Source organism: Variovorax sp. RO1 (assembly GCF_002849325.1).
Taxonomy (GTDB): Bacteria; Pseudomonadota; Gammaproteobacteria; order Burkholderiales; family Burkholderiaceae_C; genus Variovorax.
On record NZ_PKMT01000001.1, the window covers coordinates 194,434 to 220,825 of the forward strand.

The window sequence follows — 26,392 nt, forward strand, 5'->3', positions numbered from 1 at the left end:
AAATGGAAGTGCTCAAAACTCTCGCTCTTTTCATTGTCACGGCGCTGGCGGAAATCGTCGGCCGCTACCTTCCGTACCTGTGGCTCAAGCAAGACCGCCCCGCTTGGTTGCTTGTGCCGGCCGGGATCAGCCTGGCACTGTTCGACTGGCTGCTTTCCCTGCACCCGGCGGCGACTGGTCGCGTGTATGCCGCCTACGGCGGGGTTTACATCGACGTGGCTATCCTGTGGCTTTGGTCGGTGGACGGAATTCGGCTCTGGGCCATTCCTCATCCCATCTCGGTCACCAATCCACCAATTCCCCGCCACTTGGATTACAAAGAGGCAATTTCCGCGTGAGCGACGCGCCATGGCCCGGCGGTCTGTCACAGCACCCTGGGCCGATGAGGTCGAACAGTGAAACCCTCGAAACTTCAAGCGCTGGGGATCGGTCTTTGGGGYGCGATTCTCGTTGCCGTGGTCGTTTTGACAGGCATTGTTTACGAGCGCGTCGGCCAATACCGCGCCGCCCTGGACTTCCCCCCGCCCGGAAAAATGGTCGATATCGGTGGTCGAAGTGTCCAGCTAAATTGCCAAGGCTCCGGCGTGCCCACAGTCGTGTTCGAAGCAGGATTGAGCRTTGACGGTTCGCTGAGCTGGTCRGCAGTCCAGGGGAGGATCGCTGCGCACACCCGGGCATGCGCATACAGCCGCCCGGGGTTGATGTGGAGCGATCCTTCGGATGCCGCTCCAGATGGCAAGCGTGTGGCAATCGAACTTCATGCGACGTTGATCAACGCAGGCGAACATGGTCCGTTCGTGCTGGTTGGCCAGTCATTGGGCGGTCTTTACGTCATAAGTTTCACGAGGTATTTCGGCCGCGAAGTAGTGGGATTGGTTCTTGTTGATCCCTCCCATCCGGAGCAGGTCGAGCGCGTCGCGGGCTTGATGACGGAATCCCGATCCATGCTCTCTCGCATCGGTGTGGCATTCGCGTGGTCCGGCATCCTTCGCGCGGCAGCACCGGTGCTCTTGCCGCAGGCACCGCATCAGAGTGAGCGCGATGCACAAGCAATTCGCGCCTACGCTCCAAAATCTTTGAGTACGCAGCTCGCGGAGAGCGACTCGACCAACAGAACGCTCGCCGAGGCGCGTGCTTTTCGGGATCTGGGCAGTCGTCCACTGGTGGTGCTTACTGCAATGGCTCCGTACACCACGGCGGAACTCCGGGGGATGAAGATCACGCCCGAGCAGGGTAATCAGGTTCAAGCCATCTGGAAGCAGCTGCACGAAGACCTGGCAACGTGGTCCTCGCGCAGTCGACATCAGCTATTGGCGAATTCCGGGCACAACATTCAGTTCGACGACCCGGATGCTGTGGTCGACGCCGTTCTGTCCGTTGTCAACACGGTTCGAACGGACCGAAGACCCGAATCCCCTTGAGCATGACTCGGGGTTGCCGAATGCTGGAGCTGAGACCACAGGAAGGGTGCCGTCTATTGAGCGTGCCGCCGACAGAAGCAGTGCACGAACTGCGCAAGTTGCCTGAATTTGTCAGGCTGTCCCAACGCGTTGGCGGAATCTTGACGGCCAACATCGTATTCGCCCTGGGCACCAAAGCCATCCTCATGGTTCTCGCGTTCACCGACCATGCGAGTTTGTGGCTCGCGATCCATGGTCGACATGGGGCCAGTCTTGCCGTCGTCTTCAACGGCTTGCGCCTGCTACGCGCGCCCACAGCGGCCCAGCTCGACAAACGCTGAATTGCCCGCCTGGGCCGTCCCTATGCTTGTACGGCAGCACCGGAGTCACTGACATCAACACCCCGACCTGCCGGTGCGAGCCATCGATAAAATGAGGATCAATAGCACCACTACAACATGAAAATGCTCTCACTCTGTGCCAGGCACTTCCTGGCAATGGCGGCGCTTCTCGCGCTGTGGTCGTCTTCTCCGGCTTGGGCGGTGGAACCTGCCGCGAGCGATCAGGCCAAGCAAACTTGGCAGTTGCTCGACTACCTCGCAGTCGACTACGGCGGCGCCGTGCACGACGGCAAGGTCCAAAGTGCTGGCGAATACGAAGAGATGAAAGAGTTCGCCGCGACCGCTGCGCAGCAACTCGGAGCATTGCCAAGCACACCGGCGCTGCCTGAACTGCAACAACGGGCGAAGGCGCTGAATGAACTCATCGCGGTGAAGGCGGATGCAAAGGCTGTGGCAGACAGTGCCCATTCATTGGCTGCCGCTCTGGTCAAGGCATACCCGTTTCCGCTCTCGCCATCGAAACCACCAGATCTAGCACACGCCAAGGCGCTGTTTGAAGCCAACTGCGCCGCGTGCCACGGGACGACCGGCCGCGGCGATGGCCCACTCGGAGTAAAGCTGGAACCGCCGCCGATTGCATTCACAGACCGTGACCGGGCCCGTTCACGTAGCGTGCTTGCCCTCTATCAGGTCGTTTCCCAGGGCGTTTCGGGCACGTCAATGCCCAGTTTCGCGACGCTCTCCGACGAGGACAGGTGGGCACTGGCTTTTTTCACCGGAACACTGTCGCACGACGATGCCATGCGCACGCGCGGCGAGCAGTCCTGGGGCCGGGACGCCTCTGCCAAGGGTGCTTTCCCCGACCTGGCAGCAGTTGCCACGTTGACCGAGGCCACCTTGTCCGAGCAGATGTCTCCGGACTTGGCACGCGACCTCACCGCTTACGTTCGCAGTCATCCGGAAGCGACTGTTGCTGCAAGTGGGCCGGGCGGGCTGAGTCTGGCGCGCACGCGCCTTCAGGAGAGCCTCGCTGCCGCGCGCGCGGGCGATCAGGCCAACGCAACGCGGCTGGGCCTATCGGCATACCTGGATGGTTTTGAGCCGCTTGAGCCCGCGCTGCGCGCTCGCAACCAGGCGCTTCTCACGGAAGTGGAAAACGCCATGCTGGCATATCGCGGCGCGCTCGCCGGCGGGAAGCTGGAGCAGGCGGACGCCACAGCGCAGAAGCTGGACTATCTCTTTGCTCAAGTCGACACGGAATTGGGAGAGAACAAAGCTGAGCCTGTGACTACTTTCATCGCTTCGCTCACCATCCTGCTTCGCGAAGGCGTGGAAGCGCTTCTGATCGTCGTCGGGATGGTCGCCTTCCTGAAGAAAGCGGAACGGCGCGATGTCTTGCCTTACGTTCATGGAGGCTGGGTCGTAGCCCTTGCCTGCGGCGGCTTGACCTGGGCTGTTGCAACTTACTTCGTCGGAATCAGCGGGGCCAGCCGTGAAGTGACCGAAGGAGTCTCCTCGCTATTCGCCGCCGTCGTCTTGTTGAGTGTCGGCCTCTGGATGCACCAGAAAAGCGCCGCTGGGAAGTGGCAGGCCTATTTGAAAGAGAAGCTCTCGGCTGCAATGACGCGCCGCTCGGCATGGGCCTTGTTTGCCCTCTCTTTCATCGCGGTCTACCGCGAGGTTTTCGAGACGGTCTTGTTCTATTCGGCCCTCGCTGGCGATGGTAACAACGGTGCGTTGCTGGGTGGATTGGTAGGCGGCATTGCGATCCTGGCCGTCATTGCGTGGCTGATGCTGCGTACCAGCGCTCGCATGCCCATCGGCAAATTCTTCAGCCTCAGTTCAATCCTGGTGGCGGTGCTTGCCGTCGTGCTCGCCGGCAAGGGCGTTGCAGGTCTCCAGGAAGCAGGTTGGCTGAGCGCCAGTCCGATTCATTGGCTGCGCATCGAGGTACTCGGGGTGTATCCGTCCGCGGAGACCACCATTGCGCAAGCTGTGGTCCTGGTCATCGCTCTGGCGGGCTTTGCCCTGAACTCGATGAAAGCCCGGCAGCCTCAGATGACGTGACGTAGCTGGGGGCCTCCGAAGGATGTGATCGGGGCGCAGTCATCGCTCCCTGCTGTTTTTCCGTGCTCGGTATGGCTCTAGAAAATAGCAATCAGTCGCAACAACACTTTAGCGTGCCAGGGAAGAGCTTGAGACCTTTCTTGTGTCAACAGTCATGACCAGCAGCGCAAGGCACACGGACAAGGCCCATGCCTTAAGCTCGCGTCCGCTGGAGGGCGAACGCATGCCATTGGTGATGCTCTGACCGCCCTGGTCGAGCCGATGGCGCTACGAGTTCGTCAAGGGGGATACAAGCTGCCGTGGCCGTACTGCGGCGGCGTGGTTCCGACTTCGAAGCTGCAGCAACTCATCTCGAGCAGGCGTCGACGCAGTGGATTCGACACACCGCCGGAAGCCATCTGAGCGAAAAGGTCGACCTGAAAGTGGTTCGCGACAATTTGGGTCATGCCAACATCAGCACGACCAGCATCTATTTGCACACCGAGGACGATGTCCGTCACGATGCGACGGCGGCCGGGCACCGGGTTGGCTGGCGCACGCAGTAAAGCCTCGGCCCCCTTGAACCGTGGGTGTTATACAAACCAACCAAGATTCCGACACAGGCCACACGAGCTTCATGAGTTTGATAGTCGCGCTCCCGAAAAACATTCGCTGGACAGCACTGTTCGTTGCATGGCTGATCGCGCTGACCTCGACATTGGGCGCTCTGTTCCTGGGCGAGGTCATGGGTCTTACGCCATGCGTGCTGTGCTGGTACCAGCGAATTGCAATGTTCCCGTTGGTGGTCATCCTAGGGATGGGGTTGCTGTCGACGGATTTTCGCAGCGCTCGCTATGGAATCGTTCTGGCGCTGGCCGGTTGGGTCGTCGCGCTCTTTCACTGCCTGCTCTACTGGGGCGTGGTACCGAAAAGCTTGGTGCCTTGTGGCCAAGGCGCGTCCTGTACGGACGGGCCATTGACACTCGCTGGGCTCCTGTCGATTCCGCTGCTGTCCCTGATGGCGTTCACACTGATCCTGATTTCCTTGTTTGTGGTCAACAAAGGTGCGCGAAATGAATAAAAAAATCTGGGTCATCGGCACTGCCGTGCTGCTCATTGGTGCCTTTTTTGTGGGGGCCGTTCTTTACGCCGACAAGACGAAGCAACAAGCAGCAAAACTGGCTCAGGACCACCGGGAAGCGTTGGTCAGACCGCATTCGCCTGTCTACGGCAGTGAGGCCGCCAAAGTGGCCATCGTCGAATTTCTCGATCCGGCCTGCGAGACATGCAGAGCGTTCTATCCCATCGTGAAGTCGTTGGTCGACGCCAGTTTTGGGCAGGTGAAACTGGTGGTCCGTTACGCACCCTTTCACCAAGGGTCCGAACAGGCTGTCAGGATTCTTGAAGCGGCACGAATGCAGAATAAGTATTGGCAGGCGATGGAGGCGACGTTCGCTTCACAGCCGATCTGGGCCCCTCATGACGCGCCTCAGCCGGCACTGATCTGGGATCACATACAAACCACCGGCATCGACATCGCCAAAGCAAAGGCCGACATGAACGATCCCCGGACCGCCAGCATCCTCGCGCAGGATGTGGCGGACCTCAAGCTGCTTGGTGTGACCCAGACACCTGGCTTCTTTGTCAATGGCAAGCCTCTGGTCGAGTTCGGTCCCAATCAACTCAAGGCACTCATCGACCAGGAAGTGCGGGCTGCGTACGGCAAATGAGGCCGGCAGGTCGCAGGTCGGGGCGGGTCGACGCCCTCTGCACTCAGCAACGGGATTACAAAAATGTAACCTTGGCGTGCGTAAAAGAACTACGTCGACTCAAAGTATCTGCGGGTTGCATCACCTTCTGGCGTTGCTCACGATTCGCGGGCAAAGCACAGGCCGCTGCAGTGCATCAACTGCAAAACACTCCCGCGACAGGCCTCCTGGCATGGAACTTGAGATGACAACTTTGCCCATGGCCTACCTACTTTCGTAAGCCGCAATGACTCCCCTCAAATTGCGATCCAGCCCAAGTCCCGCACGCTAGGGAAAGGATAGATGCCGACAGTGTCTGTTTGTCCCTGCGTCGCAAATGGCGTAACACTGCACAGATAAACTCGCCACATGGCTCGCTGGTTGCTCATCGTCATGATTTTCTTGCTGCCCACCCAGTTCGTCTGGGCGGCGGTTGCGACCTACTGCGAGCATGAAACCGCACCAACGTCGTTTCATATCGGGCACCACGATCATTAGCACCAAGTTGATTCCGTGAAAGTCGTGCACGAAAAGGCCGCCGATTTGGCGGACAAGCCCGTATTTCTAGAGCACAACGACTGCAGCTATTGCCACGCCGGGATAGCTCAGTTCGGGTCCGTGCAAGAAGCTTCCTTCGGATCCCTGCAGAACTACTCATTCGCAGGTACCGCGCCCAGGCCTTACAGCTCCAGGATCGAAGAAAACATCGATCATCCCAAATGGATGCACGTCGGCTGACCCGGCGCGCGTCCGTCTTACTTCTTCGCTCACAACCGATTTTCTGACGACCGCGCCGGATTCTTTGTCTCGTCCCTTTGACTGGAGAATTGTAATAGTCCGACGAAGGCCGTCCTTGCCTGATGCGCAGGCTGCAGGAAGCATCTGACCTCAATCGCAGACCCGCTTGGAGGTGTGCGCTAAACCGATCCTGCACATCAACCCTCAGCAAAAACAGAGGGTACTGAGAAGACACTTACTTCGGTTACATCGTCTACGAGGCATGGCAGCGCCTGCGCGCGCCGCAGGCGGTGGACTCGATCCCGATGCGAGTGATTGCCACACTGGGTCTCGTGGTGAACCTCATCAGCATGAGGCTGCTTTCGTCCGGGAAGGACCAGAGTCTCAATGTCAAAGGTGCCTATCTGGATGTGTGAAGCGACATGCTCGGATCACTGGGCGTGATCCTGGGCGCTGTCGTGATCTGGCTGACAGGATGGACATGGGTTGACTCGGTTATCGCCGTGGGCATCGGATTCTGGGTTCTGCCCCGCACATGAACGCTGCTGCGCGACAGCATGAACATCCTGCTGGAGGGTGTGCCGGATGACATGGACGTTGGAGAAATAGACAAGGCATTGCGTGCGTTGCCCGGTGTTGAATCCGTTCACGAACTGCACGTTTGGGCGATCTCCAGCGGCAAGGTGAGCTTGAGCGTTCATCTGGTCAGCGCCTCCGGCGATCTGGAGCGCATCGTTTTCGAGGCGTCCCAGATTGTGGCGGAGTGCTTTAGCATTCACCACTCGTCAATACAACCGGAGCGAGTGCCCTGTGACCAAGCCTCGGACGCGCATCGCTTTGATTGAGCGAGCTGGGCACACGGCCTTGAATCCAGACTGAAAGGAAGAGCCGTGCACCATAATCCGGATGACTCATCACACTTCTTCACGATGTTTGCCCTCTACATTGGCATCCTCGTGGTTGGTGGACTCGTATTCTTTGTCGTGCGATGGTGGCAAGATCGCCGCGACTTCCCAAGCGAACGGGACCGTTCATATTCCAAGAGTCTGCTGACTCGCTTTGCGCATCGACGCGCGAAGACGTCGGACCGGGGTACCCGCAAAAGCGACAAGAAGTGATTGCCGAGACAAAGTGAAGCGAGAATTGCCATGTGAGAAGCGCCCCACGTGCTGAGGTGCATCGAGAGATACAGAATTTCGCTCCGAGGCAATTCGCATCGACCAAAGTCTGTTTTCTGAGAAATCTGATGGCGTCGCTTTTTTTCTGGAAAGCTTGGACCGAACCCCATCGATTGCGTTGTAGACCACTTCGATGAACCGCGGCAGCCGCATTGCCACGTTTGCGAAGGTCTCGTAGGCCGCCAGGTACTCCTCCTCGACCTTGCGGGTCTTCATGAAGCTCTCGACTCGGGCATTGTGATACGGATTGGGCGTCGGGCGGTTCGGTCGTCGAGTTCGCGGAGGCCGAGTACATGATGCGTTCGAGCGGCTACCTGCGTCCACGGATCGAGCCATACAGCAGAAGGATTCGGCAGTTCACGACTCATACCAGCCTCGCGAGGAGTTCACGACCTTCACCACCGCCAGCATGAGCGGCACCTCGATCAGCACGCCAACCACGGTGGCCAGCGCCGCCCCCGAGTGGAAGCCGAACAGGCTGATGGCCGCGGCCACCGCCAGCTCGAAGAAGTGGGAGGCGCCGATCAGCGCGGAGGGACATGCGATGCTGTGCTTCTCGTCGAGCTTCCGGTTGAGCCAGTAGGCCAGGCCGGAGTTCAGCACCACCTGAATCAGGATCGGCACCGCAAGCATGGCGATCACCAGCGGCTGCTTGATGATGGCCTCTCCCTGGAATGCGAACAGCAGCACGAGCGTCAGCAGCAGCGCGGCAATCGGCCATGGCCCGATGCGATGCATCGCTCGCTCGAAAGCCGCGGGCCCGTTCTTCAGTAGTTGCTTGCGCAGCACCTGCGCGAAGATTACCGGCAAGACGATGTAGAGCCCCACCGAGGTGATGAGCGTGTCCCACGGCACGGTGATGGCTGACAGCCCCAGCAGCAAACCGACGATGGGAGCGAAGGCGAACGCCATGATGGCGTCGTTCAAGGCGACCTGCGACAGCGTGAAGGCGGGGTCGCCGCCAGTCAGCCGGCTCCAGACGAACACCATCGCCGTGCAGGACGCAGCGGCCAGCAGGATCAAGCCCGCGACGTAGCTGTCGAGCTGGTCGGCCGGCAAGTGGCCGGCAAAGACCTGTCGCACGAAGAGCCCGGCCAAGAAGGCCATGGAGAACGGCTTCACCGCCCAGTTGATGAACAGCGTCACACCGATGCCGCTCCAGTGGTTTTTCACCTGTGCGAGGGCCGCGAAATCGACCCGCAGCAGCATCGGGATGATCATGCCCCAGATAAGCACGCCCACGGGGATGTTGACCTTGGTGACCTCGAGGCGGCCCACCGCCTGGAATGCCGACGGGAACAATTGCCCCAATGCGATAACGACGACGATGCAGAGGAACACCCACACCGTCAGGTAACGCTCGAACAGCTCATGGGGGCCGCGCTGGCGCGCGGGCTTTCGATGACTGCGCTCATGGTGTCAGTTCGCAGAAATGCGCTTCAGCCGCTCTTGCAGCTCGGCGTCGCTCATAGCTTCCGGGTTGTCTAGTGCGAGCAGTTGCAGCATGCGGTAGGAGATCGCCTGGCGCGTCAGCTCGAAGGCCTGACGCTTGGCGTCATCACCACCGTCGGTATTCGACGGGTCCGGATAGCCCCAATGCACCTTGACACGCGTGCCGGGCCAATACGGCCAAGCTTCCTGCGCCGCGCTGTCGCATACCGTGATCACCACATGCATGACCGGCGTGGCGAACTCATCCCAGCTCTTGCTGCGAAAGCCTTCGGTGCTCACGCCGGCCGCCTACAGCACTTCAATGGCAAACGGGTTGATTCTTCCGCTGGGCGCGCTGCCGGCGCTGAACGCCTTCACGTCCTTGCCGAGCTTCTGGGCCCAGTGGTTGAGCATGCCCTCGGCCAACACGCTGCGCGCCGAATTGTGGGTGCAGAGGATGAGTACGTTGAGTGTCATTGCGCAGCCTTTTGAACCTTGCCGATGTCGCGGATCTCGCGCTGGATGGCCATCGAATCGAGCCGTGCCAGAGGCAGCGCCAGCATCAGCTCGATCCGGCGCTTCAGCGTGAGGGCCGTATCCATGAACTGGCGCTCGGTAGCCTCTTCTGGCCCCGCGAAGGCCGCAGGGTCGGCCACGCCCCAGTGCGCGGTCATCGGCCGGCCGGGCCACACCGGGCACACCTCACCCGCGGCCTTGTCGCAGACGGTGAGAACGAAGTCCATCCCCGGCGCATCCGGCTTCGCGAACTCGTCCCAGTTCTTGCTTCGATAGCCGGTGGTGGGAAGGTGCATCTTGTCCAGAGTGAGCAATGCATAGGCGTTGACCTTGCCAGCAGGATGGCTGCCAGCGGAGTAGGCCTTGAATCGCCCTTTGCCCAAGTAGTTGAGCAGGCCCTCGGCCAGGATGGAGCGCGCAGAGTTGCCCGTGCAGATGAAGAGGACGTTGTAGGTCTTGTCAGCCATGACGATGTTTCTCGGTGGAAGTCGGAGTGATCTCTTTGAACATGCAGACGGCCGAGGCCGGACACAGGCTCTTGAATTCGCTGCTAGCCTGCACGGACGCCGGCAGCGCCGTGCGGTCGCAGCGCTCGAAGCCTCGGGCCTCGAAGAACGGCTCTGCCGTGGTGGTCAGGATGCAAAGGCGATTCCCGCCTTTCGACGCCGCGAAGGCCTCCTTGGTCTGCAGGGCCTGGTCGCCCACACCATTGCCACGTGCATCGGCGCGAACAGCGAGGGATCGAAGCAAGGCGGTGTCGCCGAAGCGCTCCAGGTCGACGCAGGCAAGAATCCCTTCATCGCCGGCACCGCTCACGAAGAAGGCCTCCATGTGCTCTTCCCGAAGGTCGGATTCAGGAAGGCCGGCATCCCGAAGAAGGGACTGCACGTGCGACAGAGACGCAGCCTCTGCGCGAACGAACAGCGATCTGACCAGCGATTCGGATGGTTCTTGGGGCATGGCGCAGCCCTCAGCAGCAGGCAGATTCAGCCTTGGCGGTGGACTTGGGCTGACCGTAGACCGGCACGGCGCCGTCCAAGGTCTGGAAGTGCTCCCACGCGATCCCCTGCGGATCGGTGACCCAGTGCTTCTCGCTGCGCGCGTAACAGCACACGGTCTCTCCCTCGTCGAGCAGGGTCCGGTCGGCGGCTTGGCCGCGGGCCTTCAACTCGACCAGTTCTGCTTCGTCCTCGGCCTGAATGCCGAGATGATCGATGCCCCAGCCCTGCCCGAGCGTGGAGATAGCGAAGTTGACGCGCGGATCGTCGAGCATCCACTTCGCGTAGTCGGTCTCGAGACGTGCGGGCGGCGACGCAAACAGCTTCTAGTAGAAGGCGATGCTCTCGGTCAGATTCTCGACGTGCAGGTGAACGTGGAAGTCTGCAATCAGTGCGTGCAGGACCGGGCAGCTTTCCCGTACCGTTCCCGTGTCGCACTCGCGCAGGAGCGACGTCAAGGCCTTGCGCATTGCCTTCAGGTCGGCGAGCTTGGTCTCGATGACCTGCAGCTTGTGCGCGGCAAGCTCGCGCGTTTCGGCACAGGCATGCGTCTCATCGAGATCCAGCAGGCTTCCGATCTCTTCCAGAGTGAAGCCCAGCACCTGCGCCCGCTTGATGAACCTCAAACGCTTGACGTCATCGGCGACATAGCGCCGGTGCCCATGGGTCGGCTTGTCCGGCTCAGTCATCAATCCACGCCGCTGGTAGTAGCGGATCGTTTCCACGTTCACGCCGGCCTCGTCGGCCAGTCGCCCTATCGTCAGCTCGGCCATCACGCGCTCCTCTTGACTCCGTACCATGGTACGGACTCTATACTACCGATTGTCGAACAAGTTCACTCTGCGTGATGTCAACACTCAACGTCAAAGGCTCGCTCCTTGCCGGCGCACTGGCCGCGATCGGTGCTTCGGTCTGCTGCGTGGGGCCGCTCGTGCTGTTGACGCTTGGCATCGGCGGCGCCTGGGTTGCCAATCTCACGGCGCTGGAGCCGCTTCGGCCCTGGTTCATCGGCGCAACGGTGTTGTTTCTCTGTCTGGCATTCCGTCGCCTGTATCTGCTGCCGCAGGTCTGCGAGCCAGGCGCACCTTGTGCTGAACCGATGGTGCTCAGGCGTCAGCGATGGATTTTCTGGATCGTCGCGCTCGCGCTGCTCGCTTTGTTGTCGGTGCCCTGGCTGGCGCCATTCTTCCTTTGAAGGGGCCCGAATGCGCAAATCGCTCACCATCTTGATGATCACGTTGATGCCGTTTGCAGCGCTCGCGACCACGCCCCAAACCGAGATCCTCGACGTTCAGAACATGACCTGCAGCCTGTGCCCCCTCACCGTCAGGAAGTCGCTGGAGAACGTGCCTGGCGTGAGCAGGGCGCGGATCGATTTCGAGAGGAAGACGGCCACGGTCTCGTTTGACGCGGACAAGGCCGCTGCCCCGGCGTTGGTCAAGGCCACCACCGAAGCAGGCTATCCCTCGACGGTGCGCAAGTGACGGCCACGACCGCGCCCATACTGGACTCTGTCCTGACATGCCCCCAGTGCGGCCATGTCAGCCGTGAGCGCATGCCCACCGATGCCTGCCAGTTCTTCTACGAATGCGGGCAGTGCAAGGTGGTGCTGAGTCCCAATGCTGGGGACTGCTGCGTGTTCTGTTCGTATGGCTCGATCAAGTGCCCTCCGATACAGATGCAGCGGGGCTGCTCGAGCTGCGCCGCATGATGGCTGCCCCAACCGCACGGCAAACGGGTCAGGACATCATCGAGGTAGGCCCATAGGTCGCGCTTGTGCAGCTTGGCCGACATCACCGAGCTCATCACGATCGCGGCATCAGCCGGCCAACGCGCTACCTGCGACGATCCATGCGCGGCATCCCGTTGCCCACGGATAGATGAGATTCTTGAGACTGTTGTTGTCGACGTTCACGTCATCGTCGTGCAGGTTGTGTCAGCATTGTCCAGTGGTTGAGGCTGTAGTTCAGGGCCTTAACTGTGGCTTGCTGTCGGGACCTCAGCTTCGCTCTAGCTGCAGCCACCCAGGTAGTCCTTCCCACAGTGGCTTTGCATTACTGCGCCTTCTCGCCAGCGCTCCTTGGCTCGTCAAGACAACCCGTTCTCGTACGAGGCGAGAGACTTCCATGATTGGACGGACGGTGCGCTTCCGGTGCGACCGAACTCTTGCCTGAGTCCAGCAACAGTTCGGCGAACCTGCGTCTCACGTGTGCCAAACACCTGGGGCGGCCTGCCGTCCGAACTGGGCGTTCACCACGCGATGATAGACCTTGTATTCATAGCACTCGAGCGCGCCACGTCACTTTGCTCGCCCTCGCCGATGTGCGTTGTGCCGAGGAGCGCGGTGGGGAATTGCGCACCATGTACCACGCAGAAGTCGTAGGTCACCCCTGGAGCCGGCTTTCCCTCGAAAACGGCCCCGCTCGAGCGCAGTACTTCGGTCTCTTCGCGAGTCGCAGTACCGGATTGAGAAGGCTCTTTCTAGTCTACTTGGGACCGTTCACTGTACTTCCCGGTGCTGCCGGCATGACAAGTGGAGCTCCGTACCTTGTTGCTCGATCCCAGCTTGGATGCGTCTGAGCACGCTCCAGCTCTGCGATGACTTCGGCTCTGGTCTTCGGCACCCCGGCGTTTTTTATCGGGATGGGAGCACCCCAGCGCAATACGCCGGCCCAATCCGGATTAGTTTGAGCGGCGCGTAGTTCGGCGGCGACTTCTGCTTCCGTTCTTTGCTTTCCCGTCATTTCCGGGTGCTGCTTGACACCTTCCTCAGTCGCCGCAAAGTGCGACGGCCCTTCCACATGCTGCGCACTGAACTGGGCGCTGGACACGAAAGACAGCAGCGCCGCAGCAGTGGCACCAAAAACTAGCCCCATCTTTCTGATCGACATGAGTGAGCTCCTTCAAGTTTGCGCCCAAGGACGGAAATCGTCATCGGCGATAAGTGCCTATTGGCCCTCATGCCGAGACACTAAAAGAGCAACTCGTCGGATTGCGAACAGAGCGATTACAAAGTTGAAATCAAAAAAGGGGCAGTCAGGCTGACTGATGCGCCAGTCGGCCGCTACGTATCCGAAACGCAGGCGCTCGCGGACTTCCTAGGCCTCACTCCTCGCTAGGCGGCGACCCTGCTCAGTCCAGTAGGTCCGAATAGTCGCCACGCGCGTAGCTCTCGACCTGCTGCCACGGCAGCACCTTCGGCGCGGCGATGGCCGAGGCGGTCATCACGTTGAGCGAGGTGCCGTGCGCGTCACGCTGCTCGATCTTGCGCGCATAGCGGCCCGCCACGTCCCAGTCGACGCGCAGCGTGCGTTCGCCTTGCGGCAGCTCGTAGCGCTGCACGCCGCCGCGCGCCGTACCAAGCGCCTTCATGCGCGGCAGGCTGGCCGGATCGATCAGCCAGTAGGCGTTGGCCCACGAGCCGCTGTAGCCGACGTTGCCGTAGTTGGCCGCGTCCACCTCGATCACCTTGCGCTGCTGGCGCAGCACCATGTTCACCTGCACTGTGCCGGCCGCATCGCGGCGCAGCCACAGCGGCGCGGCCGTGTTGTCGGCGTGCGCGTGGCCGATGTGCACCTTGCCTTCGCTGGCCTCGTGGTCGTGGCCGGCGCGCAGCGCGGGCGGCAGCTCGCGCTCGATCCACACCGTGCCGGCGCGGCGCACCATGCGGTCGGCGTAGCGGCTTTCGCGTTGCACGCCGTCCTTGCCGATCGACATCACGTGGTGCGTGATGCGCAGGGTCTGGTCGGGCGCGGCGGCATCGCCTGCCGCGCCGGCCACCAGCGGCAGGGCCGCGAGGGCCGCCACCGCCAGCAGCATCTTGAGCGGTGTGGGCTCGTTCACAGGCCCGCCGCTTCCTTGACCTTGTTGAACACCTTGATGTTCTCCACGGTGCCCTTGAAGAGCTTCGCACCCGCGCCGCCCGCGAACAGCATCACGTCGCCGCCGCCGTGCGTTTCCGACCCCGGCGTGCCCAGGTTGATGCCGACTTCCTGCAGGAAGTTGTCGTCCGTGGTGTCCATCGCGGTCTGGTCGTCGCGCGAGGCGCCGCGCGCCGGCGCGATCCACGGCTTGTTGCCGTCTTCCGGGTTGACCTGGCTGGAGGCCGTCGCGTTGGGCCGGCCGCCGTTGCCGAACACCAGCGTGGTGTAGGGCTTGCCGTCTGCCGCCTTCGACGGCTTGCCGTCGGCGTAGCCGTTGACCTTGCCCAGGATCGGGTTGCCGATCTTCGGATAGCCGTTGAAGGCGATCGCGTGGTCGTGGTCGGCCGTGACCACCACCAGCGTGTTCTTCAGGCCCGGGTCCTTCTTGTTCATGTAGTCCAGCGCGGTCTGGATGGCCGTGTCGAAGGCCAGCGTGTCTTCCAGCGCGCGCTTGGCGTTGGTGCCGTGCAGCGCGTGGTCGATGCGCCCGCCTTCCACCATGAGGAAGAAGCCCTTGTCGTTCTTGCTGAGCACGCCCAGGGCCTTCTCGGTCATTTCCGACAGGCTCGGCTGGTCGAGGCTCTGCTTCACGCGGTCGAGCTCGTAGGCCATTTCGCTCGGCGTGAACAGGCCCAGCAGCTTGCCCGTGGCGCCCGCGTCGACGGCGCGCAGCTTGGTGCCCGTGTCGACGTAGGTGTAGCCCTTGGCCTGCATCGCAGTCACCAGGTTGACGCCGTCGGTGCGCTTGCTGCCGGCCAGGACCGTGGTCGGCAGGTAGTTGCGCTGGCCGCCACCCAGCAGCACGTCCACGCCGTCGAGCAGCTTGGGGTTGTAGTTGGCGTGGCCCGGCACGCTCTGCTCGGCGATGGTGTTGTAGCCGTTGCGGTTGCAGATGTGCGCGTAAGTGGTGGCCGGCGTGGCATGGCCGACGCGCGTGGTCGACACGGCGCCGACCGCGCGGCCCTTGGCCTTGGCGAGTTCGAGCAGCGTGTCGGCGGCCTGGCCGTTGGTCGGCGGGCAGGTGGTGTTCTCGCCGTTGATGTACTGCTTGCCGGCGCTGTCGACGGCGACCGTGTCGCTGGACATCGAGATCACCTCGTTGCGCATCTTCACGCCGGTCATGTAGGCGGCCATCGAGGGCGCGCTGTCGGTGGTCTGGCCGTCGAGCGAAAAGGTCTTCACGCGCGCCGCATACGGCAGCGATTGCATCGTGAGGTTCGCGCGCTCGGGGCTCACCAGCGAGCCGGGCTTGGCGGCCAGCTGCTTCTCGCCCTTGTAGATGCGCGCGGCGGTCACGGTGACAGGGCCCATGCCGTCGCCGAGGAAGAAGATCACGTTCTTGGCTTCGCCGGCGGCGTGGGCGCCGGTGGCGAGCGTGCCGGCGGCGGCGCAGACGAGCGCGGCGGCCAGGCGGGTGGTGCGGAGGGGGCGGTTCATGGTCGTGTGCATGGTTGTGTTCGTCGATGCGTGGTTGCCGCCCCTCACAGGCCGACCGCCTTCCGGATCAGGCCGAACACGTCGGTGTTGGTGATCACGCCCGAGAAGTTGTCGGCGCCCAGGCCTTGCGCGCCCAGGAACACGTCGGCGCCGCCGTGGGTTTCGGAATCGCTCGCGGGGTCCATCGGCACCACGGCTTCCTGGCGGTAGTCGGCCAGCTCCAGATCGGCCTCGCTGATCGCGATGTCGCGTGCCGTGCGGTTCGGGCCGTTGCCGAAACCGATGATGGTGTAGGGCATGCCGTTCACGTCCTTGCTGGTCTTGCTGGTGTCGACGTAGTCCTTCACCAGGCCGAGCACGCCGGGCTTGCCCGATTCGGTCTTGCCCGTGCGCGCGGCGTAGCCGTTGAGCTGCAGCGTGTGGTCGTGGTCGGCCGTGACCACCACCAGCGTGTTCTTCAGGCCCGGGTCGATGGCCTGCATCTTCTGCAGCGCCAGCTTGATGGCGTCGTCGAAGGCGCCGGTGTCCTGCAGCGCGCGGCGCGCGTTGGTGGCGTGCAGGGCGTGGTCGATGCGCCCGCCTTCCACCATCAGGAAGAAACCCTTCTTGCGCGCCGCCAGCGCGTCGATGGCCTTGCCGGTCATCTCGGCCAGGCTCGGTTCCTTGGTCGGGTTGCGGTCCAGGTCGTAGGCCATGTGGCTCTTGGTGAAGAGGCCGGCGATCTTGGTGGCGCCGTCGGCCGGCAGCTTGTCGAACTCGGCCCGGCTGGCGGCGAAGCTGTACTTGGCGGTCTTCAGCTCGGCGATCAGGTCGCGCTTGTCGTTGCGCTTGCCGCCGGCTTCCTTGGCCGTGAAGTAGTCGGTGCCGCCGCCGAAGAACACATCGACGCCGTCGCCCAGCTTGCCGTTGTAGCCGGCACCGCCCGGCACCAGCGCCGCGGCGATGGTGTTCTCGGCGTCGCGGTGGCACACGTGCGAATACGTGGCGGCGGGCGTGGCGTGCGTGATGCGCGTGGTGGTGACCACGCCGGTGGCGTAGCCCTTGGCCTTGCTCTGTTCGAGCAGGGTGTCGACGGCCTGGCCGTTGCCCGAGGGGCAGGTGCTGTCGAAGTTGAGGTGGTAGGCCTTGCCGGAGGCATCGGTGGCGCGGGTTTCGGCGCTCATCGAGATGACCTCGTTGTTCATCTTCACGCCGGTCATGTAGGCCGACATCGAGGGCGCGCTGTCGGTCACCTGCGCGTCGTTCGAATAGGTGTGGACGAAGGCGGTCTCGGGCAGCGTGTCGATCGTCAGGTCGCCGTCCTCACCGACCTTGTAGATGCGCGCGGCGGTCAGCGTGGTGATGCCCATGCCGTCGCCCAGGAAGAAGAGGATGTTCTTCTGTGCCTGCGCGGCCGGCGGCGGCGTGGTGGGCGGTGGAAGGAACGGCAGCAACGGGCTGTTGTTGTTGCTGCCGCCGCAGGCGGACAGCATCAGTGAAGTGCCCAGCAGCGCTAGGGCGATGAAGCGTTGGGTCATGCGACTACCTTCTTTGGTTATCTGAGCGGCACGCCTCTTGCGCGCCGTCCTACGGATAATCTAGATCTTGCCAATGACTCAATCGTGACGTCGCCTAACAGGCTACGGAAATACTCCCGCCGGTCGGCACGCGGAGTCGCACAAGCGTTGGAAGTTGATCCTCCGACAGTTACAAGAAAAGATCCCAGACGATGCGCGGAGCCGATACCTTCTCCGAGAGTTCGTTCACCATGCGCCGCCTAGAGGACTTCGTGCCGTAATTCATCCGATCTGCGCGATGGTCAATGAAGCGTTTCTCAAGATTGACGGCCTGTTCGCTGGTATGTACGAGGCCGACATCAAGGGTGGTCGTCCCGGCATTGCGCCGGAGAAGCTGCTGCGCGCGTTGCTCGTGCATTCATCGGTCTGGCCGTGGACGATGCGGTCTGGGTGCCCAGCATGTTCACCAAGAGCCGCGAACGACTGATCGCGCATGACGCGGTCATCGAACTGTTCAACCACAGCGTGGGACCACGGATCGCAAGGGTTGACTGTAGGGCTGTGAGGCCGCGGACGATGACACGATCAGCATCACGCAGGGGGCGGGAAACGGCTATGACGCACAGGAGTTCATCCGTGCGTGCCTGGAAATGGGCGAGATCCCGCACGTGGACCCGAGCACTTCTGGGTGGCGCTCGGCAGTGCCCGACACCATCGCTGCGAGCGAGGGCTATGTCCCGCCGCAGAGAATGCACAAGCTCATAGAGCCGAGACCCGGCAGGGTCAAGACGGTGGGACGGATTCGTCAGGTGATGGTGCGCGGGCTCAAGCGCGTGGACCACCTGTTCGTGCTGACGATGGCGGCCTACAACTTGACCCGCATGCGTTCGGCGGGGGGCAGCAAGCCCACGCGCAGTCGCATGAGGCGCACAAAGGTCCCAAAACACTCAACAAATCGGCGAAAACGGCTCCAGAAATCGCAGCCGGACGCAGCGACCGCTCGCAGGCGAGGATGGCTCGCTTCGCTGAGAGTATTTCCGTAGCCTGCTACTACCCTTTCAAAGATTGCAAATTTGTAATCTAATTGGGTGCTAAATGTAATCAATCGCCGCAGGCTTGGAAATTCTTGTCACATTCCGGAGTGATAATTTATCTCGGATGCTGAGATGGCTTGCGGGCAGAAGACTTGAATGCCTAAAATGCGTCTGGGTGTAATGGGTGTCAGGAAATTACAGCCAAAATCCTCAACTGAGTGTTTCGTAAAAAACCGAACACACGAATAAAAACCGTCAATTCGAGAGTCGCAATGAAAAAGTCGTTTGTCATGATTGCTGCAATGGTTGGTGCTGGGTTTTCGAGCGCACAATCCACCATTACAATGTTTGGCGTTGTGGACGTCGGCGTCAGTAATTATTCGTCGAAGTCACAAGACAAAAATAGTGGTACTTTGGTTAACCCGTTCTATCTGAATCAGGGCACGCGGACCGTGAGCCGGATGGCCTTGAGCAATGGCAATTATTCGTCGAGTCGACTAGGCTTTCGTGGATCCGAAGACCTCGGCGGTGGCCTTGCCGCAAGTTTTTGGTTGGAGTCCTCGATTTCTCCGGACGATGGTGCGACGGGCGTCTCCAATTTTCAGCGACGCTCCACTGTGAGCTTGTCTGGCCCGTTTGGCGAAGTGCGCCTTGGTCGCGACTATGTCCCAACAGCTTGGAACGACATCGTTTTTGATCCATTTGGCATCGTGGGTGTGGGCCGCAGTCTGATTTTCACAGCGCTGAATACGAACACGGCGGGCGGTTCGGGTGGCTTCGGTGGCGACCCTAACTACAATCGAGCGAGTAATTCTGTCGGATACTTTCTTCCTTCGACGCTTGGCGGCTTCTACGGTCAGGCAATGTATGCGATCAATGAGAACAACAAGTACGACCCTGGTACAGCGACACCCCCGGGCGTGAGCCCCTCAGGCGCGATTAACCCAGGGCCGGTCGCAACCGTACGTGCAGGTCGTTATTTCGGTGGCCGGGTTGGGTACAAGAGCGGTCCCCTCGATGTGGCCTTTTCCTACGGCAACAGCACCGCTGGTGACAGCTACTATGCCGGTACCACCAACTCCGTGAAGACCATGAATCTCGGCGCTTCATATGACTTCGGTCCCGCGAAGTTGTTCGGCGAACTCTCACGCTCCAAGAGCACTCGCGACTATGCGGTTGTTCCGGCTCTTGGAGGCGTTCCGGACGTCGATCTGACCGGCTACCTGTTGGGGGTGACAGTGCCCGTTGGGCCCGGCATGATCCGAGCGGCTTACTCGCAGGTCAAGTATGACCTCAATACTCCGTTTTCCGTAGCCCGAGATCCGAAAGCCAACAAGCTGGCGATTGGCTACGTCCATAACCTGTCGAAGCGCACTGCTCTGTACGCGACGGTTGCGCGTATCAGCAACAAGAATGGTGCCGCACTAACGGTCGGTGGCCCTGCCTTCTTCAACGACTCGACCTTTACCCCAAAAACCTCCACCGGTTACGACTTTGGTATGCGTCACTCGTTCTAGAGCGGCCCCGATCCCAAGGGCGAAGCTCGTCTTGAAAATTTAGTTCCTCCAAGGGGTCTTTGAGTTGGGACCTTTGGCCCGCGTATACGCGGGCTTTTTTGCATGGAAATTCAGAAAGAAAACTGCGCCGGTCCGGTCGGTGCCCGCCGGCTCTAGAAGTTCTTCACCGAGCAATGGAAAAGGAAACCAGTTTTAGAGGTAAGGCTACATGAAGTTGCCGGGCACGTTTTCGTACACGACATAGCGCCCGTAGTCGCCATGTGCGGCCCATTGAACCCTGTGCCTGTTGGGTGAAAGCTGCAACCTGTGTCGAAGACCCAGTTTGCCTGGGGCATCGGCATATAACCGGACATGAGCCCAGTGGCAATCGACATGTCCCTGTGCAAACTGCGGCCCCACTGAAGGTCTGCCGAACACATCCTGCGCGATCAGGGGCAGCCGTTCGAGCCTGCTGCTCTTCTCGAGGCCTCCAGTAATTCTGGAATTCCCTTGCTTCATGTAGCAAGCATGTGCTGTGCCGCCTAGTTCGGCAGGGTGGGAAAGAACTACGCCGGATGGCCGACGTCGCTGGTGTCTTGTCGAACTACATCCGCAGTCGGGTTCGGGTTGAGCATAAGGCCGGGCACATCGAAGTAAGGCCGGTTGAGCGTGACTTCGCTACTTCCTGCAGTGCGCATACCAACCTGGGATGTTGTCGCACATCGAGAAATCAAAAAATGATTCGACAATCCTGTTGCGCGATGAGGTGTGAAACAACTCAAGCCAGCACCACCGCATTCGGTATTCACTTTTCAATAGAAGGCAACGTCCATGACTGACTCGAGCAAGCTCCGTTTGGATCTACCCCTGATCCTTCCCGACGTGGACGACGTCGAGGATCACTGCGTACAACGGCTGATGGAAGCGCTCGAGGGGCGACCCGGCATTTCTGAGGCTCACGTCGTTCGAGACCCCAATGGGCAACCCCAGTTGTGCCTGCACTACGACCAGTCCGTCGTCTCCATAACTCGCCTGCGCGAACTGGTCGGCTCGGTCGGCGCGCAGTTGAGCGAGCGGTTCTCTCACCTGACGATCAGAGCCGATGGCTCGCTTCATGCACGCGCAGCGCGCGGCGTTGCCGCCGATCTGCGAAGTGTTCCGGGCGTTCTGGAAGCAGATGTGTCGGGCTCCGGTTCCGTCCGTATTGAATACGACCGGCAACTGGTGTCGGCGGAGACATTGAGGGCAAAGGCGGCGGCGCTTGGGATCCGCACGACGGGCGCCAACGCACCGCCAACAGACGCCGCACCGGAGACTCAACCCCAGCCTTCCCGCTCCGGCGACGAACCCATCGACCATGCCAACCACGACCACGCGGGCCACAAGCACAGCGGGCCTGACCACAGCGACCACGCGGATCATGCGGGCCATGATCACAGCAAACAAGGTGCTGGCGGTCATGCGGGTCACGATCACTCCGAGGGCGGCCTCTTGGGAGAGAAGAGCGAACTGATCTTTGCCGCACTCGCCGGCGTACTGCTGACCGCGGGATGGCTGATCGAGCGCAGCGGCGCCGGACCCGCCTGGCTCCCCACGGCCACCTACATCGCTGCATATTTCTTCGGCGGCTTCTATACGGTCAAGGAAGCCTTTGAGAATCTGAAGGCACGTCGTTTCGAGATCGATACGCTGATGCTGGTGGCGGCGCTGGGCGCCGCGGCGCTCGGCAAGTGGGCGGAAGGCGCCCTGCTGCTGTTCCTTTTCAGCCTGGGTCACTCGCTCGAGCACTACGCGATGGGACGCGCCCGAAAGGCTATCGAAGCACTTGCCAAGCTCGCACCCGAGACGGCTACCGTGCGACGCGACAGTGGTACCGAAGAGGTCGCTGTCGAACAACTGAAGGTCGGCGACGTGGTCGTCGTGCGGCCCAACGAACGGCTGCCGGCCGATGGTGTCGTTGTGGTTGGGACGTCCAGCGTGAACCAGGCGCCCGTCACTGGCGAGAGCGTGCCGGTCGACAAGCGGCCGGTCGACGACATCAAAGCGGCGCTCGCAGCCTTTGATCGCGTTGCGCCGGAGCATCGCGTCTTCGCGGGCACGATCAACGGGTCGGGTGCCATCGAGGTGACAGTTGCTCGCCGTGCCGAACAATCCACGATGGCCCGCGTTGTCAAGATGGTGACCGAGGCGGAGGCACAACGCTCGCCGACGCAGCAATTCACCGAGCGCTTCGAGCGCATCTTCGTCCCTGCCGTCCTGGCCTTGGTTGTCCTGCTGCTGTTCGCAGGCTTCGTGATCGATGAACCGTTTTCCGACACCTTCTATCGGGCGATGGCCGTTCTGGTCGCAGCAAGTCCGTGCGCATTGGCCATCTCCGTCCCCAGCGCCGTTCTCAGCGGCGTGGCACGCGCCGGCAGAGGCGGCGTCCTGGTCAAGGGAGGCGGCCCGCTGGAGAATCTCGGCACGCTGACTTCCATCGCTTTCGACAAGACTGGAACGCTGACCGAAGGCAAACCCAAACTGACCGATGCCGTTGCAATGCAGGGCGTCACAGATGATGAACTGTTGGCTGTGGCGCTGGCCGTTGAAGAGCACAGCGACCATCCCCTGGCGACCGCCATTGTGTCCGGCGCGCGCGAACGCCTCGGTGATCGCGCGAAGGCGGTTGCTGCCTCAGACGTCAAAAGCTTCACCGGACGCGGCGTCCAAGCACAGGTCGACGGCGAGTTCGTTTACATCGGAAAGCCGATCCTGTTTTCCGAGCTGCCAGGCTCTTCACTGCCTCAGGACGTGAAGGAGGCGAACGACAAGCTGGTCGCTTCCGGTCGAACAACCATGGTCGTGCGCAAAGGTGAGCGTTACCTGGGGGTGATTGCCGTCATGGACACCCCGCGGCCCATGGCAGCGCAGGTCATGGCTGAACTCCGAGCGCTTGGCATCGAGCGGCTCATCATGATCTCCGGGGACAACCAGCAAGTCGCCGATGCGGTAGCCAAGAGTGTCGGCCTGACCGAGGCACGGGGCGATCTCATGCCGGAGCAGAAGGTCGATGCCATCAAGGCACTTCGCAAGGAGCATGGCAAGGTCGCCATGGTTGGTGACGGCGTCAACGATGCGCCTGCGATGGCCAACTCGACGGTTGGCATCGCCATGGGTGCGGCGGGCTCCGACGTCGCGCTTGAAACCGCCGACGTCGCCCTGATGGCCGACGACCTGACTCAGTTGCCCTTCGCGGTAGGGTTGTCGCGCAGCACGAGTCGCATCATCAAGCAGAACCTCTACGTGAGCCTGGGCGTGGTCGCTGTGCTGATTCCCGCGACAATCTTCGGCCTGAACATCGGCACCGCGGTTCTGTTCCACGAAGGCTCAACTTTACTGGTCGTCGTGAACGCGCTGCGTCTGCTGGCTTATAAGAAAGGCACCTTGCTGGCGCCACAGGTCGCGGCAGTCGTCCCGGCGGGCGCGACCTCCTAAAGCGACGGCGGATCGACCGCGACGCGACGAATCGTCTCGAATGCCCTTACGTGCATCAATGTGCCGAGGGCGGGACAGCCCTGAAAACCGTCTGCAGCCGCTGGCCATCGGAGAAAAGAAACGTCATCGGCATGCGGTCTCCCACCGACAGAGACTGCAGGCGGGTCATCAGCATCAAGTGAAGCCCCCGGGGGTGAACTTGACAGACTCCCCGGGGGCGCGCCTCAATTCTTCAATGTGCTCCATGCTCCAGATGCGCTATCCTTGACCAGCAACTCGGCTGCCAGGACCTGGGGTGCTATCGCTGCGAGCGGTATCCGAGGATGGTTCGAGGCTCATACAACGCAGCAGAGCGCGCACTGCGAGGCGTCGCGATCGGCCGAAAAAATTACCTGCACCTTGGCTCCGACAACGGCGGGCACAGCGCTGCGGTGATCTACACCTTGATCGGCGCGGCCAAGCTTGTCGGGTATGCACGAAGCCGGTGGACATGCGCTGTGGCGCCGAGCGTCTGCTCGCACACGCGGAGTGCCCGGCGTCAACTACTTTGAGCGGCGTGTTGCCTCACGAAGGAATGTTACCCGGCGGCTAGTTGTCGTTTGGTCTTCTTTTCCAATTCTTTAGTTGAGGGCTGTGGGCATGTGGTCGAAGGTTGCGGCGGTGGGCAACGCAGCCGCGCAGCGGCGCGTTGTCCACGGTCGCAGCCGGTGCGCCGTAGGCGCATCGTCCATATGTCCATGGCCTGCCGGGCGCGAAGCGCCCGGCCCCCTCGGCATCGCGTAAAGTGATCGACTGCGTTCAGACTTCGGCCGGCACTGCATCAGCCTTGCGCAGACCGCCCAGGACCATTTCGGTGACGCGCGCGCAGCGCCAGGCCTTCACCCGGCGCTGCAGTGTCCGCAACTGCGCTTTACCGTCGTAGATCTCTGGAACCATCGCGACCAGACGAGCCATCAAGGCCTTGGCCGCTATCGAGGGCTCCGCGATCAACCACCCTTCAATGACTGGCCACGCGTCGGCGAATGGGTCGGTCCGAGTCCTCCACCAGTGTTTGGCCTTGGGCTGCTTGCGATGCGTTGGACGCACTTCGCCTTCCGTCCAAGCTGACGACAAGCTCTGAAGGAACGTTGCAACATCGGCTGCACTTCTCGACTTCACTTCAGTCGGCACGCCGTGGGCCGCGATCTCGCTCAACACCTGCTGCGCGCTGCGGATTTCCTGCAGCAGCCGCACCGGGTCGAGTCGTTTGAATTGCGCCGTCAACTTCTCCTTGATCGCCGGCTCGACGCCGTTGTGGGCAACCAGCCGTTCACATGGGGTCGCCGGCGCGAAGTAAACCTTGTGCACACGAGCGCCGTCGCGCGTCTTGGATTTGAGTTTGAATGAGGGTTGGAAGAAGTTGATGTACAACCGCGACGACTCGTACAGCTGCGCCAAGGCCTTGGTAGCTTCGCGACCGCTCAGGCGGCCATAGCCGACCAGCCGTCGAACGATGGCACCGTTCTTCTGCTCGACCCAGGCCTGATCGTTCTTCTTGTAGGGACGGGACCTCGTCTGCTCAAGGCCGCGCCCCTTGCAATAGTCGAACACGGCCTGGCTCATGAAGGTACTGTCATTGTCCGAGTCGATGCCCAGCATCGCGAACGGCAGATCGGCCGTCACCTTCTCGAAGGCTTCGATCACCAACATCTGATCGCGCACCCTCATCGCCACGCATTCCGTCCAACCGCTGGCAATGTCGGTCAGCGTCAGGGTGTGAACGTAGTCACCGTCCGTCTTCGGGCCGCCGCAGTGTTCGACCATGTCGATCTCGAGGAAGCCAGGTGCGGGATCCCGCCAGTCGGCGAACGTGCGCACCGGAATGCTGCGTCTGATGGCCGCGCCGACGCCAGTGCGGCGCCTGCGCTTCCCGTCGATATGCAAACGAGCATCGGCCAGCACGCGATCGATGGTCGCTGCGCTGACCTGCAAGACCTTGGTCTTGACGACCGGGTCCAGCTCGAGGTGGCCATGGCGTTCCATCGCATCGACCAACATCGGGATCAACGCCTTCAGCCGCTTGCCGCAGACTCGATCGGCGGCCTCCCACAGCACCGTCAGCGCTTGCCGCACCGCCTCGTCATACAGACGATTGCGTGCCCGCGTTTCCTTCGTGCTGGCCTCTTCTCGCAACACCCGGATGGCGTGTTTGCGGTGGTAGCCGGTCAAGGCCACGAACTCATCCAGGATCTTCGCCTTCTCTCCCGGCGGCGCGCTGCTGTAGCGCGCTCGCACTGCCTCAACCAACTCCTTGCGTGTTGCCATGCTGATTCGCCTCGTCACGTAGTGCTGCTCCCGTCGGCCCATCCGACGGGTAGCAAGTTACGTGAGGCAACAGGTCAGCTCGGGTAACAAATCCGACGAGTCAATGCGGCGGTGCGGTCGAGCAAGATCATTGAGTAGTTGTCGTCGCACCGCGTTGCCGGCGAGCTGGCAACGCAGCGCGGCGGCGGTAGCTGTCCACGTTCATCTCCAGGATCGTGGCGTGTTGTACCAGGCGGTCGACCGCCGCGATCGTCATGGCCTTGTCAGGGAACACCTCGTCCCACGCCGAGAAGGGCGCGTTGGCCGTGATGGCGATGCTCTCCCTCTCGTAGCGCTCGACGATGAGCTCGAACAGCACGGAGGTTTCTGCCTGACCACGGCGCGCATAGCTGAGGTCGTCCAGGATGATGAGATCGAAGCGATCGAGCTTGGCGAGTTCGTTTGGCAAGCGAAGGTCTCGCCGCGCCGCCTGCAGGTGTTGCGCCAATTCGCTCGTTCGCACGAAGAGCACCTTGTAGCCGTGATCGATGAGGGCATGGCCGATGCCGGCGATGAGATGGGTCTTGCCGACGCCCGGTGGCCCGAAGGCGAGCAAGTTGTGCCCTTGTGCGAGCCAGCCGTCGGCCTCGGCCAACGCCGTGACGTGAGCTTTGGAGACCGCCGGAACTGCGTCGAAGTCGAAGCTGGCCAAGCTCTTGTCCGCTGGCAGTTGGCTGTCGATGCGTGCGCGAGCAAGCCGGCGCGTCTTGCGCTCGTTGTCGGCCAGGAAGGCGAGCATGAACTGCAAATCTTCCTCCGGCACAAAGCCATCGCTCGTGAGCTCAACCACGCC

General features: G+C 61.7%; 25 protein-coding genes and 6 pseudogenes. 17 read left to right on the forward strand and 14 right to left on the reverse strand.

Annotated elements, in window-relative coordinates:
- Positions 1-2: 2 nt before the first annotated feature.
- The 10 genes and pseudogenes from CY658_RS00850 to CY658_RS00885 all read left to right on the forward strand — a co-directional run.
- Positions 3-254 (forward strand): annotated as a pseudogene (locus CY658_RS00850) (YnfA family protein); the annotation flags it as partial.
- Positions 255-395: 141 nt separating this feature from the next.
- The gene (locus CY658_RS00855) at positions 396-1,421 is read left to right on the forward strand and encodes an alpha/beta fold hydrolase (protein ID WP_257884593.1); all 1,026 of its coding nucleotides are present in this window, start codon (positions 396-398) and stop codon (positions 1,419-1,421) included.
- Between the two features lie 80 nt (positions 1,422-1,501).
- Complete coding sequence (locus CY658_RS00860) at positions 1,502-1,741, forward strand: hypothetical protein (protein ID WP_257884594.1); 240 nt, start codon at positions 1,502-1,504, stop codon at positions 1,739-1,741.
- A 117-nt stretch (positions 1,742-1,858) separates the two neighbouring features.
- Positions 1,859-3,808: a cytochrome c/FTR1 family iron permease gene (locus CY658_RS00865; protein ID WP_101488449.1), complete on the forward strand. Its 1,950-nt coding sequence runs from the start codon at positions 1,859-1,861 to the stop codon at positions 3,806-3,808.
- 299 nt (positions 3,809-4,107) lie between these two features.
- Positions 4,108-4,353, forward strand: coding sequence for a tyrosine-type recombinase/integrase (locus tag CY658_RS00870; protein WP_308217174.1), 246 nt, complete (start codon positions 4,108-4,110; stop codon positions 4,351-4,353).
- A gap of 71 nt (positions 4,354-4,424) precedes the next feature.
- Complete coding sequence (locus CY658_RS00875) at positions 4,425-4,868, forward strand: disulfide bond formation protein B (RefSeq protein ID WP_101488451.1); 444 nt, start codon at positions 4,425-4,427, stop codon at positions 4,866-4,868.
- On the forward strand, positions 4,861-5,517 hold the full coding sequence (locus CY658_RS00880; RefSeq protein WP_101488452.1) for a DsbA family protein: 657 nt from the start codon (positions 4,861-4,863) through the stop codon (positions 5,515-5,517). Before CY658_RS00875 ends, CY658_RS00880 begins: the two co-directional genes overlap by 8 nt.
- A gap of 531 nt (positions 5,518-6,048) precedes the next feature.
- Complete coding sequence (locus CY658_RS32290; RefSeq protein ID WP_143713506.1) at positions 6,049-6,273, forward strand: hypothetical protein; 225 nt, start codon at positions 6,049-6,051, stop codon at positions 6,271-6,273.
- 422 nt (positions 6,274-6,695) lie between these two features.
- A complete protein-coding gene (locus CY658_RS33140; RefSeq protein WP_374221075.1) occupies positions 6,696-6,812 on the forward strand; it encodes a hypothetical protein in 117 nt (38 codons plus the stop codon).
- An 18-nt stretch (positions 6,813-6,830) separates the two neighbouring features.
- Positions 6,831-7,118, forward strand: coding sequence for a cation transporter dimerization domain-containing protein (locus CY658_RS00885; protein WP_101488453.1), 288 nt, complete (start codon positions 6,831-6,833; stop codon positions 7,116-7,118).
- 186 nt (positions 7,119-7,304) lie between these two features.
- On the opposite strand, the gene CY658_RS32295 is transcribed toward CY658_RS00885, so the two are convergent.
- The 7 genes and pseudogenes from CY658_RS32295 to merR form a co-directional block, all read right to left on the reverse strand.
- Positions 7,305-7,667, reverse strand: coding sequence for a hypothetical protein (locus CY658_RS32295; RefSeq protein WP_143713508.1), 363 nt, complete (start codon positions 7,665-7,667; stop codon positions 7,305-7,307).
- A gap of 141 nt (positions 7,668-7,808) precedes the next feature.
- On the reverse strand, positions 7,809-8,792 hold the full coding sequence (gene arsB, locus CY658_RS00890; RefSeq protein ID WP_257884595.1) for an ACR3 family arsenite efflux transporter: 984 nt from the start codon (positions 8,790-8,792) through the stop codon (positions 7,809-7,811).
- Between the two features lie 78 nt (positions 8,793-8,870).
- Positions 8,871-9,359: pseudogene (locus tag CY658_RS00895) on the reverse strand (arsenate reductase ArsC).
- The gene (locus tag CY658_RS00900) at positions 9,356-9,865 is read right to left on the reverse strand and encodes an arsenate reductase ArsC (protein ID WP_101488455.1); all 510 of its coding nucleotides are present in this window, start codon (positions 9,863-9,865) and stop codon (positions 9,356-9,358) included. Before CY658_RS00900 ends, CY658_RS00895 begins: the two are co-directional and overlap by 4 nt.
- Positions 9,858-10,358: an arsenic resistance N-acetyltransferase ArsN2 gene (gene arsN2, locus CY658_RS00905; RefSeq protein WP_101488456.1), complete on the reverse strand. Its 501-nt coding sequence runs from the start codon at positions 10,356-10,358 to the stop codon at positions 9,858-9,860. Before arsN2 ends, CY658_RS00900 begins: the two co-directional genes overlap by 8 nt.
- Positions 10,359-10,368: 10 nt before the next feature.
- A pseudogene (locus CY658_RS00910) lies at positions 10,369-10,785 on the reverse strand (ArsI/CadI family heavy metal resistance metalloenzyme).
- 12 nt (positions 10,786-10,797) lie between these two features.
- A pseudogene (gene merR / locus CY658_RS00915) lies at positions 10,798-11,196 on the reverse strand (Hg(II)-responsive transcriptional regulator); the annotation flags it as partial.
- 47 nt (positions 11,197-11,243) lie between these two features.
- Here merR and CY658_RS00920 point away from each other — a divergent pair.
- The 3 genes from CY658_RS00920 to CY658_RS32920 are packed head-to-tail and all read left to right on the forward strand — an operon-like array spanning position 11,244 to position 12,107.
- On the forward strand, positions 11,244-11,591 hold the full coding sequence (locus CY658_RS00920; protein WP_101488458.1) for a mercuric transporter MerT family protein: 348 nt from the start codon (positions 11,244-11,246) through the stop codon (positions 11,589-11,591).
- A 10-nt stretch (positions 11,592-11,601) separates the two neighbouring features.
- A complete protein-coding gene (locus CY658_RS00925) occupies positions 11,602-11,880 on the forward strand; it encodes a cation transporter (RefSeq protein ID WP_101488459.1) in 279 nt (92 codons plus the stop codon).
- A complete protein-coding gene (locus CY658_RS32920) occupies positions 11,877-12,107 on the forward strand; it encodes a GDCCVxC domain-containing (seleno)protein (protein WP_101488460.1) in 231 nt (76 codons plus the stop codon). The genes CY658_RS00925 and CY658_RS32920 overlap by 4 nt, the downstream gene beginning before the upstream one ends.
- A gap of 775 nt (positions 12,108-12,882) precedes the next feature.
- Here CY658_RS32920 and CY658_RS32300 read toward each other — a convergent pair.
- From CY658_RS32300 to CY658_RS00945, 4 genes are all read right to left on the reverse strand, one after another.
- The gene (locus CY658_RS32300) at positions 12,883-13,287 is read right to left on the reverse strand and encodes a hypothetical protein (RefSeq protein WP_143713510.1); all 405 of its coding nucleotides are present in this window, start codon (positions 13,285-13,287) and stop codon (positions 12,883-12,885) included.
- Positions 13,288-13,528: 241 nt separating this feature from the next.
- Entirely contained in the window at positions 13,529-14,239 is a 711-nt protein-coding gene (locus CY658_RS00935) for a hypothetical protein (RefSeq protein WP_257884598.1), read from the reverse strand.
- Complete coding sequence (locus CY658_RS00940) at positions 14,236-15,768, reverse strand: alkaline phosphatase (protein WP_374221076.1); 1,533 nt, start codon at positions 15,766-15,768, stop codon at positions 14,236-14,238. Before CY658_RS00940 ends, CY658_RS00935 begins: the two co-directional genes overlap by 4 nt.
- A gap of 32 nt (positions 15,769-15,800) precedes the next feature.
- Complete coding sequence (locus CY658_RS00945; protein WP_101488461.1) at positions 15,801-17,273, reverse strand: alkaline phosphatase; 1,473 nt, start codon at positions 17,271-17,273, stop codon at positions 15,801-15,803.
- 191 nt (positions 17,274-17,464) lie between these two features.
- Here CY658_RS00945 and CY658_RS00950 point away from each other — a divergent pair.
- The 3 genes and pseudogenes from CY658_RS00950 to CY658_RS00960 form a co-directional block, all read left to right on the forward strand.
- Positions 17,465-18,169: pseudogene (locus CY658_RS00950) on the forward strand (hypothetical protein); the annotation flags it as partial.
- Between the two features lie 389 nt (positions 18,170-18,558).
- Positions 18,559-19,803, forward strand: a complete 1,245-nt coding sequence (locus tag CY658_RS00955; protein WP_101488462.1) for a porin — start codon at positions 18,559-18,561, stop codon at positions 19,801-19,803.
- Between the two features lie 810 nt (positions 19,804-20,613).
- Entirely contained in the window at positions 20,614-23,256 is a 2,643-nt protein-coding gene (locus CY658_RS00960; RefSeq protein ID WP_101488463.1) for a heavy metal translocating P-type ATPase, read from the forward strand.
- 55 nt (positions 23,257-23,311) lie between these two features.
- On the opposite strand, the gene CY658_RS33145 is transcribed toward CY658_RS00960, so the two are convergent.
- Complete coding sequence (locus tag CY658_RS33145; protein WP_101488464.1) at positions 23,312-23,485, reverse strand: copper chaperone PCu(A)C; 174 nt, start codon at positions 23,483-23,485, stop codon at positions 23,312-23,314.
- A gap of 118 nt (positions 23,486-23,603) precedes the next feature.
- Here CY658_RS33145 and CY658_RS32305 point away from each other — a divergent pair.
- Positions 23,604-23,727: pseudogene (locus CY658_RS32305) on the forward strand (hypothetical protein); the annotation flags it as partial.
- Between the two features lie 327 nt (positions 23,728-24,054).
- Here CY658_RS32305 and CY658_RS00975 read toward each other — a convergent pair.
- Positions 24,055-25,602 (reverse strand): transposase family protein, encoded by a 1,548-nt coding sequence (locus CY658_RS00975; RefSeq protein WP_374221077.1) that lies wholly within the window; start codon positions 25,600-25,602, stop codon positions 24,055-24,057.
- Positions 25,603-25,687: 85 nt separating this feature from the next.
- On the reverse strand, positions 25,688-26,362 hold the full coding sequence (gene istB, locus CY658_RS00980; RefSeq protein ID WP_441351217.1) for an IS21-like element helper ATPase IstB: 675 nt from the start codon (positions 26,360-26,362) through the stop codon (positions 25,688-25,690).
- Positions 26,363-26,392: the final 30 nt, after the last annotated feature.

Excerpts from the sequence above, each read along its gene's own strand:
- CY658_RS00865 (WP_101488449.1), top strand. The coding sequence starts at position 1,859 with ATGAAAATGCTCTCACTCTGTGCCAGGCACTTCCTGGCAATGGCGGCG.
- CY658_RS00875 (WP_101488451.1), top strand. The coding sequence starts at position 4,425 with ATGAGTTTGATAGTCGCGCTCCCGAAAAACATTCGCTGGACAGCACTG.
- CY658_RS00880 (WP_101488452.1), top strand. The coding sequence starts at position 4,861 with ATGAATAAAAAAATCTGGGTCATCGGCACTGCCGTGCTGCTCATTGGT.
- CY658_RS33140 (WP_374221075.1), top strand. The coding sequence starts at position 6,696 with ATGCTCGGATCACTGGGCGTGATCCTGGGCGCTGTCGTGATCTGGCTG.
- CY658_RS00885 (WP_101488453.1), top strand. The coding sequence starts at position 6,831 with ATGAACATCCTGCTGGAGGGTGTGCCGGATGACATGGACGTTGGAGAA.
- CY658_RS32295 (WP_143713508.1), bottom strand. The coding sequence starts at position 7,667 with ATGAAGACCCGCAAGGTCGAGGAGGAGTACCTGGCGGCCTACGAGACC.
- CY658_RS00900 (WP_101488455.1), bottom strand. The coding sequence starts at position 9,865 with ATGGCTGACAAGACCTACAACGTCCTCTTCATCTGCACGGGCAACTCT.
- arsN2 (WP_101488456.1), bottom strand. The coding sequence starts at position 10,358 with ATGCCCCAAGAACCATCCGAATCGCTGGTCAGATCGCTGTTCGTTCGC.
- CY658_RS00920 (WP_101488458.1), top strand. The coding sequence starts at position 11,244 with ATGTCAACACTCAACGTCAAAGGCTCGCTCCTTGCCGGCGCACTGGCC.
- CY658_RS00925 (WP_101488459.1), top strand. The coding sequence starts at position 11,602 with ATGCGCAAATCGCTCACCATCTTGATGATCACGTTGATGCCGTTTGCA.
- CY658_RS32300 (WP_143713510.1), bottom strand. The coding sequence starts at position 13,287 with ATGTCGATCAGAAAGATGGGGCTAGTTTTTGGTGCCACTGCTGCGGCG.
- CY658_RS00940 (WP_374221076.1), bottom strand. The coding sequence starts at position 15,768 with ATGCACACGACCATGAACCGCCCCCTCCGCACCACCCGCCTGGCCGCC.
- CY658_RS00945 (WP_101488461.1), bottom strand. The coding sequence starts at position 17,273 with ATGACCCAACGCTTCATCGCCCTAGCGCTGCTGGGCACTTCACTGATG.
- CY658_RS00955 (WP_101488462.1), top strand. The coding sequence starts at position 18,559 with ATGAAAAAGTCGTTTGTCATGATTGCTGCAATGGTTGGTGCTGGGTTT.
- CY658_RS00960 (WP_101488463.1), top strand. The coding sequence starts at position 20,614 with ATGACTGACTCGAGCAAGCTCCGTTTGGATCTACCCCTGATCCTTCCC.
- CY658_RS00975 (WP_374221077.1), bottom strand. The coding sequence starts at position 25,602 with ATGGGCCGACGGGAGCAGCACTACGTGACGAGGCGAATCAGCATGGCA.